14 protein-coding genes are annotated in these 14,431 nt (G+C 73.0%); 4 read left to right on the plus strand and 10 right to left on the minus strand.

Annotation, left to right across the window (positions count from 1 at the left end):
- Positions 1 to 20 precede the first annotated feature (20 nt).
- The 4 genes from KM427_RS20020 to KM427_RS20035 all read left to right on the plus strand — a co-directional run bounded on the left by KM427_RS20020 (position 21) and on the right by KM427_RS20035 (position 4,960).
- Positions 21 to 500 (plus strand): DUF6328 family protein, encoded by a 480-nt coding sequence (locus KM427_RS20020; RefSeq protein WP_215525067.1) that lies wholly within the window; start codon positions 21 to 23, stop codon positions 498 to 500.
- On the plus strand, positions 490 to 1,401 hold the full coding sequence (locus KM427_RS20025; RefSeq protein WP_215525068.1) for a hypothetical protein: 912 nt from the start codon (positions 490 to 492) through the stop codon (positions 1,399 to 1,401). Before KM427_RS20020 ends, KM427_RS20025 begins: the two co-directional genes overlap by 11 nt.
- A gap of 65 nt (positions 1,402 to 1,466) precedes the next feature.
- A complete protein-coding gene (locus KM427_RS20030) occupies positions 1,467 to 3,221 on the plus strand; it encodes an ABC transporter ATP-binding protein (protein WP_215525069.1) in 1,755 nt (584 codons plus the stop codon).
- Positions 3,218 to 4,960, plus strand: coding sequence for an ABC transporter ATP-binding protein (locus tag KM427_RS20035; protein WP_215525070.1), 1,743 nt, complete (start codon positions 3,218 to 3,220; stop codon positions 4,958 to 4,960). Before KM427_RS20030 ends, KM427_RS20035 begins: the two co-directional genes overlap by 4 nt.
- Before the next feature lie 13 nt (positions 4,961 to 4,973).
- Here KM427_RS20035 and KM427_RS20040 read toward each other — a convergent pair whose 3' ends face one another.
- The 10 genes from KM427_RS20040 to KM427_RS20085 form a co-directional block, all read right to left on the minus strand.
- A complete protein-coding gene (locus tag KM427_RS20040) occupies positions 4,974 to 5,561 on the minus strand; it encodes a carboxymuconolactone decarboxylase family protein (RefSeq protein WP_215525071.1) in 588 nt (195 codons plus the stop codon).
- A gap of 14 nt (positions 5,562 to 5,575) precedes the next feature.
- On the minus strand, positions 5,576 to 7,177 hold the full coding sequence (locus KM427_RS20045) for an AMP-binding protein (RefSeq protein WP_215525072.1): 1,602 nt from the start codon (positions 7,175 to 7,177) through the stop codon (positions 5,576 to 5,578).
- Between the two features lie 16 nt (positions 7,178 to 7,193).
- Positions 7,194 to 8,135, minus strand: a complete 942-nt coding sequence (locus tag KM427_RS20050) for an SMP-30/gluconolactonase/LRE family protein (RefSeq protein WP_215525073.1) — start codon at positions 8,133 to 8,135, stop codon at positions 7,194 to 7,196.
- Positions 8,132 to 8,992, minus strand: a complete 861-nt coding sequence (locus KM427_RS20055) for an ABC transporter ATP-binding protein (protein ID WP_215525074.1) — start codon at positions 8,990 to 8,992, stop codon at positions 8,132 to 8,134. The genes KM427_RS20050 and KM427_RS20055 overlap by 4 nt, the downstream gene beginning before the upstream one ends.
- A 1-nt stretch (position 8,993) precedes the next feature.
- A complete protein-coding gene (locus tag KM427_RS20060; RefSeq protein WP_215525075.1) occupies positions 8,994 to 10,091 on the minus strand; it encodes an ABC transporter substrate-binding protein in 1,098 nt (365 codons plus the stop codon).
- Between the two features lie 35 nt (positions 10,092 to 10,126).
- On the minus strand, positions 10,127 to 10,960 hold the full coding sequence (locus KM427_RS20065; protein WP_183591567.1) for an ABC transporter permease: 834 nt from the start codon (positions 10,958 to 10,960) through the stop codon (positions 10,127 to 10,129).
- Between the two features lie 84 nt (positions 10,961 to 11,044).
- Positions 11,045 to 12,262, minus strand: coding sequence for an aminotransferase-like domain-containing protein (locus KM427_RS20070; RefSeq protein WP_215525076.1), 1,218 nt, complete (start codon positions 12,260 to 12,262; stop codon positions 11,045 to 11,047).
- A 9-nt stretch (positions 12,263 to 12,271) separates the two neighbouring features.
- Positions 12,272 to 12,649 carry a RidA family protein gene (locus KM427_RS20075; RefSeq protein WP_183591569.1) on the minus strand — a complete coding sequence of 126 codons (378 nt, stop codon included), beginning with the start codon at positions 12,647 to 12,649 and terminating at the stop codon, positions 12,272 to 12,274.
- Between the two features lie 61 nt (positions 12,650 to 12,710).
- Complete coding sequence (locus KM427_RS20080) at positions 12,711 to 13,544, minus strand: mycofactocin-coupled SDR family oxidoreductase (protein ID WP_215525077.1); 834 nt, start codon at positions 13,542 to 13,544, stop codon at positions 12,711 to 12,713.
- A gap of 30 nt (positions 13,545 to 13,574) precedes the next feature.
- Positions 13,575 to 14,408, minus strand: coding sequence for an SDR family NAD(P)-dependent oxidoreductase (locus KM427_RS20085; RefSeq protein WP_215525078.1), 834 nt, complete (start codon positions 14,406 to 14,408; stop codon positions 13,575 to 13,577).
- Positions 14,409 to 14,431: the final 23 nt, after the last annotated feature.

A 14,431-nucleotide genomic window follows, 5' to 3' on the forward strand; every position in this document is an offset into this window, starting at 1 on the left:
GTCTGGGTCACACTGGCACCATGGACGACGAGCGCCGCCGGTCGGGGCGCGACGAGACGGAGGACGAGCGGCTCGACCGCAAGTTCAACGACCTGCTCCAAGAGCTGCGCGTGATGCAGACCGGCGCGCAGCTGACGGCCGGCTTCCTGCTGACCCTGCCCTTCCAGGACACCTTCCAGAAGCTCGACGACTTCCAGACCGCCCTCTACCTGGCGCTGGTGATCCTCGCGGCGCTGTGCACCGCGCTGGTGATGGCGCCTGTCGCGATCCACCGCCGGCTGTCCGGCCGGCACGTCAAGGCGCGCGTGGTGGAGTCCGCGCACCGGCTCGTGTACGGCGTGATCGGCTGCATCTCCCTGCTCGTGGCGGGGATGGTGCTGCTGATCTGGGACGTCGTCGTCGACCGCACCTGGGCCGGGGTGGCCGCGGCCGGGATCGCCGCCGTGCTCGTGCTGCTGCTCCTGGTGCTGCCCGCGCGGCTGGACAACCGTGAGGCGTAGCGCCGCCGCGGCCCTGGCCGCAGTGCTCCTGCTGGGCGGCTGCTCCGGTGACGACGCGCCGTCGAGCACGACGACGCCGTCGCCGTCCCGCTCGATCCGGACCCTGACGCCGCTGCCGGTGCCGCCCGAGCCGCCACCGAGCGGTCGGCTGCGCGCCGACATGCGGCAGTCGTCGCGCGACGCGGCCGCGGGCCGGATGGAGGTCTGGATCGACAACGACACCGCGGCGCAGATCCGGCCGGCCCGGATCACCTACGCCGACCCGCGCTACCGCACCACCCTGCGCGGCACCCGCCTGCGCCCGATCCCGTCCCAGTCCGAACGCGGCTTCCCGCTCTACCTCCCCCGACGACCCGCCTGCGACCACCCGACGGGCACCGGCACCGTGACGGTCACGTACGGCAGGACCACCCGGGCGCTCCGGGTCGCGGACTCCACCGACGTCGCCGGCCGGTACGCCGGGTCGCGCTGCCTCGAGCTCGCGATCGCCCGGGTGGCCCGGCTGTCCTGGGCCGAGGACGTGCCGAGCGCCGGCGAGGTCGGCGACCCCGGCACGCTCACGCTCGTCGTGGCGCCGACCGGCCAACCCGGGCCCGCCCTCACCCTCGACACCGTCTCCGGCACGCCGGTGCTGTCGCCCGTCGGCAGCGACGTGTGGCGCCCCGCGGTCACCGTCCACGGCACCGATCCCACGCAGCGCATCGAGCTGCCGGTGAAGCCCACCCGCTGCGACGCCCACGCGTTCGCCGAGTCGGGCGGCGCCACGGCGTTCAAGATCGGCCTCCACCTCGGGGGCGAGCCCGGCCAGATCACACTGCGGATGAGCCTCGCCGGCGCCAAGAACGCGATCGACTACGCCCGGCAATCCTGCGGCACGTTGACCACGATGGAGGACGGCTGACGGGTGACCACCGTCACCGCGAAAACAATTCGCTGACCACGGGGTCTGCTCCGTAGCGTTGGCGAGTGCGCAAGCTTCCCCTCGACCACCCCGGCACCGCCGCCCACGGCTCGCCGGGAGGGTTCCTCTGGTGGGTGGCGCGCAAGCAGTGGCACACGCTCGCGATCGGCATGCTCTTCGGCATCGTCTGGATGAGCGCGCAGGCCGTGATGCCGGCGGTGATCGGCCGCGCCATCGACGAGGGCGTCGCCGCGAAGGACACCTCGCGGCTCGCCGAGTGGGCGGCCGTGCTCTTCTGCATCGGCCTGGTGCAGGCCGGGGCGGGCATCATGCGGCACCGGTTCGCGGTCACCAACTGGCTGACCGCGGCGTACCGCGTCGTCCAGCTGGTCACCCGGCAGTCCGTGCGACTCGGCGGCACCCTGCCCCGCCGGGTCTCGACCGGCGAGGTCGTGGCGATCGGCACCAACGACCTCTCCCACATCGGCCAGGTGATGGACGTCGCGGCACGGTTCGCCGGCGCCGTCGTGTCGTTCGTCGTGGTGGCGGTGATCCTGCTCCAGACGTCGGTGACGCTCGGGCTCGTGGTGCTCATCGGGGTGCCGCTGCTGATGCTCGGCGTCGCCCCGCTGCTCAGCCCCCTCCAGCGCCGCAGCGCCCACCAGCGGCACCTGATGGGCCGGCTCTCCAACACCGCCAGCGACATCGTCGGCGGCCTGCGCGTGCTGCGCGGCATCGGCGGCGAGCAGGTGTTCTCGGCCCGCTACCGCCGCGAGTCGCAGACCACCCGCGCCGCCGGCGTCCGGGTAGCGCAGCTCCAGTCGGTGCTCGACGCGCTCCAGGTGTTCCTGCCCGGGCTCTTCGTCGTGGTCGTGGTCTGGCTCGGCGCCCGGTACGCCGTGCAGGGCACGATCACGCCGGGCGAGCTGGTCGCCTTCTACGGCTACTCGGCGTTCCTGATGATCCCGCTGCGCACCGCCACGGAGTACGCCAACAAGGTGATCCGCGGCCGGGTCGCGGCCGCCCGCATCTGCCGGGTGCTCGCGCTCGAGCCCGAGGTCACCGTCCCGGCCCACCCGGCGCCCTCTCCGGCCGTCGGCTCCGACCTCGTCGACACCCGCACCGGGCTCGTCGTGCACACCGGCCGGCTGACGGCGATCGTCAGCGAACAGCCCGACGACTCGGCGGTGCTCGCCGACCGGCTCGGCATGGCCGCCTCCCCCGTCGACGACGACGTGCGGTTCGGCGGCACCCCGCTCACCGCACTCGACCCGGCGGAGGTGCGCAAGCGGATCGTGGTCTCCGACACCGGCGCGATGCTCTTCTCCGGCCGGCTCGGCGACGGGCTCGACCTCACCGGCCACGGCGACGTGCGGCGCGCGCTCCGGACCGCGTCGGCCGGCGACATCCTCGAGGCGCTCGAGGAGGGGCTGGACACGATCGTCGCCGAGCGCGGCCGCAGCTTCTCCGGTGGTCAGCGGCAGCGCCTGGTGCTCGCCCGAGCGCTGGCGATCGACCCCGAGATCCTGGTGCTCGTCGAGCCGACCTCGGCCGTCGACGCGCACACCGAGGCCCGTATCGCCGCGCGGCTGCGCGACCACCGCACCGGACGCACCACCGTGGTCACCTCGTCGAGCCCGCTGATGCTCGCCGCCGCCGACGTCGTCGCGTTCCTCGTCGGCGGCCGGGTGGTCGCGACCGGCACCCATGCCGACCTGCTCGACACGAGCCCGGCGTACCGCCGCGTCGTGGCCCGCGAGAGCGACCCCGACCTCGAGACCGAGACCGGCGAGCTCCAGAAGTCGGGAGGGTCCCGATGAGGACGCACCTGCCCGTCGCCGACGGCCGCGCGGTGCGCTCGTACGTCGGCTCGCTGGCCCGCCGGCACCCGCGGATGCTGTACGGCGCACTCGCGCTCCACGTCGCGGCCGCGCTCGCCGGCCTGGCCGCGCCGCGGCTGCTCGGCGACCTCGTGCAGGCCGTCGAGAGCGGCACCACCACCGACCACGTCGACCGGATCGTCGCGCTGCTCGCGGTCTTCCTCGTCGTGCAGACCGTGCTCACCCGGTTCGCCCGCTACCTGAGCCAGGTGCTCGGCGAGCAGGTGCTGGCCGAGCTGCGCGAGGACTTCGTCGACAACACGCTCGCGCTGCCGGTCGGCGTCGTCGAGGACGCCGGCTCGGGCGACCTGCTGACGCGCACCAGCCGCGACGTCGACCAGCTCGGCTGGTCGGTGCGGATGGCGCTGCCGGAGTGGACGATCGCGGTCGTCACGGCGGTCGTCACCTTCGTCGCGGCGCTCAGCGTCGGCTGGTGGGTGGCGATCCCCTGCCTGCTGGGCGTGCCGCCGCTGGTGATCGGGCTGCGCTGGTACCTCAAGCGGGCCAAGGACGGCTACCTGCGCGAGAGCGCGACGTACTCGCAGATCAACGCGACGCTCACCGAGACCGTCGAGGGCGCCCGCACGGTCGAGGCGCTCGGCCTGGGCCGGCGCCGCATCGAGGCGGTCGACGACGACATCGCGGCGTCGTACCGGGCGGAGCGCTACACGCTCTTCCTGCGCACGGTGTTCTTCCCGAACATGGAGATCGCCTACCTGATCCCCACCGTGCTGACCCTGCTCTTCGGCGGCTACCTCTACACCCAGGACCAGGTGACGCTGGGCGCGGTGACGACCGCGACGCTGTACGTGCAGATGCTGATCGACCCGGTCGACCGGATCGTGTCGATCCTCGACGAGCTCCAGCTCGGCGCGGCCTCGCTGGCCCGGCTGCTCGGCGTCGCCCAGGTGCCCGACGACCGCGAGGTCAGTGGTCGCGAGCCCGAGGGCGAGCACCTCGCCGCAGACGACGTGCGCTTCTCGTACGTCGAGGGGCGCGACGTGCTGCACGGCGTGGACCTCGACGTCGGCGTCGGCGAGCGGATCGCGATGGTCGGGCCGTCGGGCGCCGGCAAGTCGACGCTCGGCCGGCTGCTCGCGGGCATCCACCCGCCGCGCACCGGCTCGGTCACGGTCGGCCGCGTGGGGCTGGTCGAGCTGCCGCTCGACGACCTGCGCGGCCACGTCGCGCTGGTGACCCAGGAGCACCACGTCTTCGTCGGCTCCGTGCGCGAGAACCTCGTGCTGGCCCGCCCCGGATCCTCCGACGCCGACGTGCGCGGGGCCCTCGCGGCCGTCGACGCGCTCGACTGGGTCGAGGCGCTGCCCGAGGGCCTCGACACCGAGGTCGGCTCCGGCGGCCGCGCCGTGACCGCGCCCCAGGCCCAGCAGATCGCGCTGGCCCGGCTGGTGCTGGCCGACCCGCACACGCTGGTGCTCGACGAGGCCACCTCGCTCATCGACCCGCGCGCGGCCCGCCATCTCGAGCGCTCGCTCGCCGCGGTGCTCGAGGGACGCACCGTGATCGCGATCGCGCACCGGCTCTTCTCCGCCCACGACGCCGACCGGGTCGCGGTCGTGGAGGACGGCCGGATCTCCGAGCTCGGGTCGCACGACGAGCTGGTTGCCGCCGGCGGCTCCTACGCCGCGCTGTGGGACAGCTGGCACGGCCGCGGCTGACGCCCCGCTCTCCTCAGGGTGCGTCCCCGGGCCGGAAGATCCGCACGTGGCTCTCGGCGAAGGCACGCGGCGCCTGCTCGAGGTCGGAGGCGACCGTGTCGTTCCAGCGGTTGAAGAACCCGAACAGCGCCACCACCGCGACCAGCTCCGCGATCTCGGAGTCGTCGAAGTGCCGGCGCAGCTCCACGAAGTCCTCGTCGGTGGTGGCGTTCGGCGTCTGACCGGCGCCGAGGGCCATCGCCAGCGCGGCCCGCTCCGCCTCGGAGAACCTGGGGTCGGTGGCGAACTCCCACACGGCGGCGATCTTCTCCGGGTCCACGTCCGCGGTGTCCGCGGCGTGGAAGCCGGTGTGGGCCGAGCAGTAGCGGCAGCCGGCCGACATGCTCGCGATGTGCGCCACCATCCACTTCAGGCCGGGCCCCACCCGGCCCTCGTTCATGACGGCGATGCTGAGCCGGCCGACGGCGTCGAGCACGTTCGGCATCCGGGCCAGGATGCCGAACGTGGACGGCTCCGCGCCGTAGACGGCGCGCATGGTCGCCAGCAGCTCGGGGTGGGCGGCCTCGAGCACGTCGGTGTCGAGGGGCGGGATGCGGGACACAGCGTCACCTTCCGTCAGAGCCGGCGCAGGTCGTCCACGACGACCTTGCCGGCGGCGTTCCTCGGCAGCCGGTCGAGGAAGCGGATCTCCCGGGGCACCTTGAAGTTCGCGAGCCGGGCCCGGCAGTGGCCGAGCACGTCGTCGGCGTCGGGCCGATCGGCCCCCGGCGGACGGACGACGTACGCGCGTCCGACGCTGCCGAGCCGCTCGTCCGGGACGCCGACGACCGCGGACTCGCGGATGCCCTCGAGCCGTGCGAGGGCGTTCTCGACCTCGGCGGGATACACGTTGAAGCCGCCGACCGTGTACATGTTCTTGATCCGGTCGGTGATGGAGACGTACCCGTCGTCGTCGATCGTGCCGACGTCGCCGGTGCGGAACCAGCCGTCGCAGTCCACCACCTCGCTGGTGGCCGCCGGGTCGTCCAGGTAGCCCACCATCAGGTTGGGGCCGCGGAGCTCGATCTCGCCGGGCAGCCCGGTCGCCTGCAGCCCGCCGTCCCCGGCCCGCACCCGGACCTCGAAGCCCGCGACCGGCCGGCCCGCCGTCGTCGCGACGACCTCGGCGGGGTCGTCCGGGCGGCACATGGTGACGACCACGGCCTCGGAGAGGCCGTACGCCGTCAGCACGTTCTCGACCCCGGCCTCGCGCAGCCTCTCGACGAGGCGCACCGGCACGGCCGCCGACCCGGTCACGGCGATGCGCCACCGGCTGCCGCCGAAGCCCGATCCGCTCGACGCGTCGAGCAGGCTCTGCAGGATCGTCGGCGGCCCCGGGACCACCGTGATGCCCTCGGCGTGCAGCAGCCGCAGCACGTGATCGACGTCGAAGGTCGCGACCGGGTACATCGTCGCCCCGGTCGCGACGCAGGCCACCAGCCCGGCCTTGTAGCCGAAGGTGTGGGAGAAGGGGCTCGCGATCAGGTAGCGGTCGTCGTCGCGCAGTCCCGCGCACTCGACCCAGGCCTGGACGCACTCGACGGTCTGTCGCTGCCGGGTCATCACCCCCTTCGAGCGGCCGGTGGTGCCGGAGGTGAAGACGACGTCGGCGAGGTCGTGCTCGTCGACGGGGCCGGCGTCCGGGCTCGCGTCGGAAGCGCCATCGAGGAACCGGTCCCAGTCGAGCGTCGCGACCTCGCGCCCCTCGGCCGCGCCCCGATCGCCGGGGAACAGCACGACGTCGCGCAGGTCGGGCAGCCCCGCGACCACGTCGCCGACGGCGGGATCCGCGTCGTCGTCGTGGGCGAGGCCGGCGACGAGCGAGCCGACGAAGTCGAGCCCGAGGAACCCGTCGACGGTCAGCAGCAGCCGCACCCGGGCCCGCCGGAGGATGTCGCGGGCCTCCGGCCCGGTGTACCTGGTGTTGAGCGGCACGAGCACCGCGCCGATCTCGTGCACCCCGAGCGCGGCCACCACCCAGTGCAGGGAGTTGGGCGCCCAGACGGCCACCCGGTCGCCGCGGGCGACGCCGCGAGCGCGCAGGCCGCTGCCGACCCGGCGGGCCGCGGACGCGAGCTCCCGCCAGGTGAGCTCGGCTCCGCCGTCGACGACGGCGACGCCCGAGCCGAATCGCCGCTCCGCGTCGCGGAGCAGTGCGGGGACGGTACGGCGTGACATGGTGCTCCTCCTCTGTCTACGAGCCGGCTGTCGACGAACCGGCCGCGGCGAAGCCCGGCTGGTACGGCACCGGATGGCCGGCGACCTCCCAGGTCAGCGCGCTCACCCGGCCGAGGCCCGCCTCGGTGACGTAGAGCGTGCGCCGGTCCGGGCCGCCGAAGCACACGTTGGTGACGTCGTTGCCGAAGGGGATCCGGCCGAGCTCGGCGCCCTCGGGCGAGAACACCACCACCGAGCCGGTGCCCGCCCCGGCGACGATCACCCGACCCTCGGCGTCGAAGCAGAGCCCGTCGGGCAGGGTTCCCACGCCCAGGTGCGCGAACCGCTCCGGCTCCCCCAGCCTGCCGCCCCCGAGGATCGGGAAGCGGTGCAGCCACGACGTGTAGGACTCCGCGACGATGAGCGCGGAGCCGTCGGGAGTGACGCCGAGGCCGTTGGGGTAGCGGAGCCCGTCGTGCACCCAGGCGGCCGTCCCGTCGGCACCGCGGTAGCCGACCCGGCCGGGCGGCACGGCGCCGTCGGGGCCGGGCCAGACCGGGTCGGAGAACCACAGCGAGCCGTCCGGCCCGAAGCAGAGGTCGTTCGGCGAGGTGAGCGGCAGGCCGTCGATCTCCTCGAGCAGCGGGGTCAGCTCGCCCCCGAGGTCCAGCCGCCACAGCAGGCCGGGCTGGTCGCCCGGCCCCTCGTCCAGCCCGACGTGCTCCTCGGCCACCCAGCGCCCGCCGTTGTCGCAGACGAGCAGGGCGCCGTCCCGGTCGAGGACCAGGCCGTTGGGCGCACCCGGGAAGTCGGCCACGACTGTCCGCTCGCCGGCCGGCGAGATCCGCGTGACCCGCCGGCCGGCGAGCTCGCACACGACGAGATCGCCGCCCGGCAGGCAGACCGGACCTTCGGGGAACAGCAGGCCGTCGGTCAACACCCGAGGCGCCGACACCACCATGCTCGGCTCGGTGCTCATGCGTGGACCCCCTCCGTCGACTCCGCTGCCGGGGCCGGCTCGGGGTCGGCTCGCCGACCGGTCGAGCCCATCGCCTTCCGGACCCGGCGGACCGAGTCGAAGAACGCCGCCTCGGTGCGGATCCCGCCGTCGCGCTCACGAGGCAGGTCGATGTCGAGGACGTCGATGATGCGGCCCGGCTGCGCACCCATCACCGCGACGCGGTCGGCCAGGAACACGGCCTCGTCCATGTCGTGGGTGACGAAGACGATCGTGCGGCCGGTCGCCTTCCAGATGCTCAGGAGCTCCTCGTTGAGGTACTCCCGGGTGAAGGCGTCGAGGGCGCCGAACGGCTCGTCCATGAGCAGGATCGACGCCGACGTCACCAGCGACCGGGCGATCGAGACGCGCTGCTGCATGCCGCCCGAGAGCTCGCCCGGGTAGCGCCGAGCGAACGCCGAGAGCTGGACCAGGTCGAGCAGCTCCGCGACCCGGTCCCGCACCTCGCGTTTGGCCGGCGTGGCCCGTCGGCGCCCCAGCCGCAGCGGCAGGGCGACGTTCTCCTCGACCGTCTTCCACGGCAGCAGCCGGGGTGACTGGAAGACGGTGCTGAAGTCGGCCTGGGGACCCTCGACCCGGGTATCACCCACCCAGATCTCCCCCTCGGAGGGCGGGATCAGACCCGACATCAGCCGCAGCAGCGTCGACTTGCCGCAGCCGCTCGGGCCGACCAGCGCCAGGAACTCTCCCGGCGACACCTCGAGGTTCGCCTCCTGGAGCGCGAGGAACGAGGGCTCGCGAGGGATCTCGAACCGCTTCGTGACCCCGCGGACACTGATGCTGGCCCGGGCGGGCGCGGTGGGGCGCACGGCACTCACGTCACGAGGCCTCTGCCTCTGCGCGGACCTCGTCGGCGTCGAAGTCGTTGTAGTCCTCGGCGAGACCCAGGTCCACCAGGACGTCGAGGTCGGGCATCTCGGGCAGCATCTCGGCGCCCACCTGGAACTCGAAGGTGGTGGTCAGCTGCTCGTCGCTCGCCGTCCCGTAGAGGCCGTCCTCGCCGGTGCCGAGGTAGGTGAGCTCCAGTCGCTCCTGGACGACGTCCTGCCAGAACTCCGCGACGCCGTCCTTGTCGGCGTCCGTCGGCTTGCTGCTCGGGTAGGCCTTCCAGTGGATGTCCACGGCCCGGGCCGGGTTGGCGTCGGTGAAGATCATGCCGCGCAGGGTGGCGCGGATGAACCCCGCGACGACCTCGGGCTGCTCCTCGACCATCTCGCGCCGGAACAGCCAGGCGCCGAAGGCCGGCAGGGTGTCGGAGGGCACCTCGATGACGCGCATGGACGAGCCGATCAGGCTGCCGATGACGGCGTTGAACACGTCGGCCCCGGCGTACGCGTCGATCTTGCCGTCCTGGAAGGCGGCCGCCGCCTGGGTGCCGTAGCCGACCGGCAGCCACTTGACGTCCGAGTCCGGGTCGAGGTCGCCCTGTTCGACGACCGCGCGGCCGTACTGGTAGAGCGAGCCGGCAAGGGCGACGGACCCGATCGTCTTGCCCTTGAGGTCCGCCGCGGTCCGGATGTCGGAGTCCTCGGGGACGACGACACGGAAGGAGTGCGACTTGTTGAGGTAGACCGCGACCAGGCCGTCGGGCTTGTCGGCCGCGAACTGGACCATCGCGGGCCCACCGGCCTGGACGACGTCGGCCTGTCCGGACTGCACCATCGCCGCGGCGGTCTCGGCACCGTCGATGCCCTGGACCTCCACCTCGAGGCCCTCATCGGCGAAGTAGCCCATCTCCTCGGGGACCGAGGTGTGGAACGCCACCGTCGCCGCCAGCGACGGGTCGGCGTTGACCTGCACGAGCCGGGTCACCTCGTCGCCGGACGCCGAGGACGTCGACGAGTCGTCCGAGCAGCCGGTGGTGACCGCGAGGGCGGCCGCGAGCACCGTGCCCACGGCGCAGAGCTTCTTGATCATGAGACTCCTCTTTCTTGTCGGAACGACGCGCGACCTCATCGCGGCGTTACGTTCTTGGGCCCGAGGGTGGAGAGCACGACGGCCAGCCCCTTGAGGGCGAGGCCGACGATGGCCATGCAGAAGAGCACGGCGAAGACGTTCGGTGCGTCACCGAACTTCGAGTACTGCAGCACCAGGAACCCGAGTCCCTCGGTCGAGGCGACGAACTCGCCCGCGATCACTCCGAGAAGGGCGCCGACGATCGCGACGTCGAGCGACGGCAGGATGTAGGAGACGGCCCGCGGCACCCGGAGGAACCGGAGCTCCTGCCACATGGTCGCGCGGTAGGCCCGGAACAGCTCGGTCTCATCCTTGTTGATCTCGCGCAGCCCGGTCGCGGCGTTGGCCAGCACCGGGAAGAACGCGATCGAGGCGCCCACGGCGACCTTGGACGACAGCCCGTAGCCGAACCACAGCACGAACAGCGGCGCCACGGCGATCTTGGGGAACGCCATGCCGACCAGGACGAAGGGGTAGAGCGCCCGGCGAGCGATCGGGACGAAGGCGAACAGGGCGCCACCCGCGATGCCGATGGCGACGCCGATGCCGACCGCGAGCAGCGTGGCCCAGGTCGTCACCCAGATGTGGGACCAGTACGTGCCCGAGCCGAACACGCCCTCCTTGAACGCATCCCACGTCGCGCTCGGCGACGGGAGCACGAGGTTGGAGACGTACTCCGCGTCGTAGGCCCACTGCCAGCCGAGCAGCAGGCAGAGCCAGACGGCGAAGAGGGAGACGCAGGTGATCGCGACGTCGACGATCGTGCCTCGCTTCGGCCGGCTCGGCCGCCAGCGGGCCGGGAGCACGACCTCGGTCCACGAGCTAGCCACGTCGGCACCCCTCCGGCGCGGCACCGGACCCCGTCAGCACCGGGCTCAGCACCGGGCTCAGCACCGGGCTCATCACCGGGGTCATCACCGGGCACTCGCCTTCAGCGCGCGCCCGAGCGCCGCCACACCCTCGGCGATGGTCTCGGTGGAGACGTTGCTGAAGGCCATCCGGAGGAAGCGGCCGCCGCCGGCGTCGCCCGAGAACCGCTCGCCGGGGCGGCAGTACACGCCGGCCTCCGCGACCCGGGCCGCCGCGGCGTCCCAGTCGATCTGCTCGGAGATCCGCAGCCACAGGAAGAACGAGCCGTCGGGCACGGTGAAGTCCACCCACTCCGCGCAGTGCTCGCGCAGCCCCGCGACGGCGGTGTCCCGCTTCGCCCGGTAGACCTCGCGGATCTCGCCGATGTGCCGGTCGAGCATGCCGGACTCCGTGAAGCGGGCCATCACCCTCGCGAGGTGCTGGTTGACCCCGAGGTCCTGGCGCACCGCGCCCACGGCGGCGATGGCCTGATGGGAGCCCAGCACCCAGCCGAGCCGGAGCGCCGGGGCCACGGTCTTGCTGAAGCTGTCGGACTGGACGACCAGTCCCCCCTGGTCGAGGCTGAACAGGGTCGGCAGCGGATCCCCGTCGTAGCGCAGCTCCGCGTAGACGTTGTCCTCGTGCACCATGACGCGGTGGCGGTTCGCGATCTCGACCAGCCGGCGCCGGCGCTCGAGGCTCAGGCAGGTGCCGGTCGGCAGCTGGAAGGTCGGGATCGTGTAGATGAGCTTGGGCCGGCGCCCGCTGCGCAGCAGCTCCTCGATCGTCGCGTCCAGCGCCTCGACGTCCATCCCGTCGGAGTCGACCGGGACGGGCACGATCTCGGCCCCCGCCGCCTCGAAGAAGCGCACGGCGTACGGGAACGTCGCCGCCTCGACCAGCACCACGTCACCCGGGTCGACGAACGCCTTGGCCACCAGGGCGATGCCCTGCACCGACCCCGAGGTGAGGATCAGGTTCATCGGGTCGAGCTGCCGGCCGTCGCGGGCCGCGAACCGGTCGGCGAGGACCCCTCGGAGCCCGCGCCAGCCGAGCACCAGCTCCTCGTAGCCGGTCGCGGCGTCGAAGTAGTCGTAGGACGGCCCGCCGACCTCGCGGCGCACCTCGTCCTCGAGAGCGGCCAGTGCCGCCAGCGGGAAGGTCTCCGTGGCCGGGTTGCCCTGGTCGAAGTTGTAGTGGATCTCCCCCTCGGGCTGGGGGAAGAACAGGGGCGGTCCGCCGGCGACGGCGGTGGAGACGAGATCGTCGATCTTGCTCGACATGGGCACCTCTCAGCCGATTCGGGTAGGGAGCGGGGGGAGGACGGCCGTCACGTCGACCTCCAGGAGGGCGTCCTCGTGCAGCAGTGCCTTCACGACGACGGCGGTGGACGCCGGGACGGTCGGGAGGAACCGGCGTCGTGCCTCGGCGTAGGCGGCCAGGTCGGCGGCGTCGGTCAGGTAGCAGACCACCTTCACGACATCGCTCATCCGGCCGCCGACCGCGGCGAGGATGCCCTCGATGTTGCGGAAGCACCGGGTCGCCTGGCGGCCGCAGTCCCCGGGGGCGTCGATGCGGCCGTCGGGGTCGAGGGCGAGCTGTCCGGACAGGTAGACGTGCTCACCGACCCGCGTGACCTGGGCGAGTCCGGTGTCGATGACGCCGTCCACCTTCGAGACGGTGGTCCGGTCCGCCTCGACCAGCGGGAGCGCGACACGGCCGTCGCCTCCCTCAGGCGCTGTGGTAGGCATTCCACCCGCCCGCGATGTCGAGGGAGGCGCCCGTGACGTAGCGGCCGGACTCCGACGCGAGGTAGAGCAGACCGGCCGTCACGTCCTCCAGCTCCAGCCAGGGGACCCGCATCGGGTTGAGGCTGGCGAACGTGTCGCGCACGTCGTCCTCGGTGGGGTCGGCGAGGTCCGGCCGGAAGAGCCGATAGGTCTTGTCGTTGTGGCACATGTCGGTCGAGACCGACATCGGCGCCAGGGCGTTGACCGTCACGCCGAGCGGCGCCAGCTCGATCGCCAGCGACTTCACGAAGCCGATCACGCCCCACTTGGACGCGGCGTAGTTGGCGTTGTTGGGCCCACCCTCGCGCGCGACCGACGAGGAGGTCGCGATGATCCGCCCCGAGCGCTGCTCCTTCATGACCGGCACCACCGCGCGGATCGACGTCGCGACCCCGGTGAGGTTGGCGCCGACGACGTCGTCCCACATGTCGTCGGTCATCTCCGCCACCGGGCCGAACGCCGCGACACCGGCGTTGGCGACGAAGACGTCGACCGAGCCCCAGCGCTCCCGTGCGGTGTCGACGAACCGGCGCATGTCGCTCGAGCTCCGGGTGTCGCCGACCATCGCGAAGCACTCCGCGCCCCGCTCCTTCAGCATCGCCTCGGTGGTCCGCAGGTCCTCCTCGGTGCCCATCGGCGCGCAGCTGTCGAACTGCCGGCAGACGTCGACGATCCCGACGCGCGCGCCCGCCTCGGCCAGGGCCAGGGCGTGGTTGCGCCCCTGGCCCTTGGCTCCTCCGGTCACCAGGGCGACCTTGCCGCTGAACTCACTCATCCTTGTCTCCTCCTCGCATCGGTCGCCTCGTCAGGCGGAGTTGAGGGCGCTCAGCCCCGCGGACACGTCGAGCACCGAGCCCGTGGCCGAGGTGCCGCTGGCGGCCAGGAACCGCGCCGCGCGCACCACGTCGGTCATCGACACCCAGGCGGCGCCGTTCGGGTGCCGCGCGCCCAGCGCGGCCAGGGCCTCCTCGCCCCGGAGCACCTCGCGCCGGTCGGCCGCGGCCGACCGGAACGCGTCCGACTCCGTCAGGGCGGTCTCGACCGGTCCGACGCACAGCACGTGTACGGCGACGCCGGCCGCGGCCGACTCGAGCGCGACCGACTTGGCGAACCCGATCGCGGCCCAGCCGGCGGCACTGACGTGCGACAGCCGCGCCGCGCCGCGGCGGGCCTCGTCGCCGACGACCTGGAGGATCGCGCCGCCACCCCGCGCGGTCATCGGGCCGATCACCGCGCGCACCAGGTTGTAGGCGCCGTGCAGGTTCGTGTCGACGACCTCCGCCCAGTGCTCGTCCGACATCTCGTCGGCGTCGACGACCGAGCACACCCCGGCGCAGTTGACGACGACGTCGGGGCACCCGACGTCGCGCACGATCTCGTCGACCGCGGCCGCGACGGCGCGACGGTCGCGCACGTCCACGGCATACGTCGTGCACCGGGCGCCGCTCGCGCGCACGGACTCCGCCGCGCGCGCCAGGTCGTCCGGTCCGGCCGCGTCGTACCCGAGGGTCGACATCGCCCCGGGTGCGTCCAGCAGGACCAGCACCGCACCGTCCGCGGCCATGGACCGGGCGACCTCGAGGCCGATGCCCCGTGCTCCGCCCGTGACCACGACCACCTTGTCCCTGAAGCTCTCCATCGAGCTCACTCCTCTCCCGGCGC

Source organism: Nocardioides sp. LMS-CY, from assembly GCF_018732145.1.
Taxonomy (GTDB): domain Bacteria; phylum Actinomycetota; class Actinomycetes; order Propionibacteriales; family Nocardioidaceae; genus Nocardioides; species Nocardioides soli.

Coding starts and splice junctions, on each gene's coding strand:
- KM427_RS20020 (WP_215525067.1), top strand. CDS start 21: ATGGACGACGAGCGCCGCCGGTCGGGGCGCGACGAGACGGAGGACGAG.
- KM427_RS20070 (WP_215525076.1), bottom strand. CDS start 12,262: ATGTCGAGCAAGATCGACGATCTCGTCTCCACCGCCGTCGCCGGCGGA.
- KM427_RS20050 (WP_215525073.1), bottom strand. CDS start 8,135: ATGAGCACCGAGCCGAGCATGGTGGTGTCGGCGCCTCGGGTGTTGACC.
- KM427_RS20080 (WP_215525077.1), bottom strand. CDS start 13,544: ATGAGTGAGTTCAGCGGCAAGGTCGCCCTGGTGACCGGAGGAGCCAAG.
- KM427_RS20060 (WP_215525075.1), bottom strand. CDS start 10,091: ATGATCAAGAAGCTCTGCGCCGTGGGCACGGTGCTCGCGGCCGCCCTC.
- KM427_RS20035 (WP_215525070.1), top strand. CDS start 3,218: ATGAGGACGCACCTGCCCGTCGCCGACGGCCGCGCGGTGCGCTCGTAC.
- KM427_RS20045 (WP_215525072.1), bottom strand. CDS start 7,177: ATGTCACGCCGTACCGTCCCCGCACTGCTCCGCGACGCGGAGCGGCGA.
- KM427_RS20085 (WP_215525078.1), bottom strand. CDS start 14,408: ATGGAGAGCTTCAGGGACAAGGTGGTCGTGGTCACGGGCGGAGCACGG.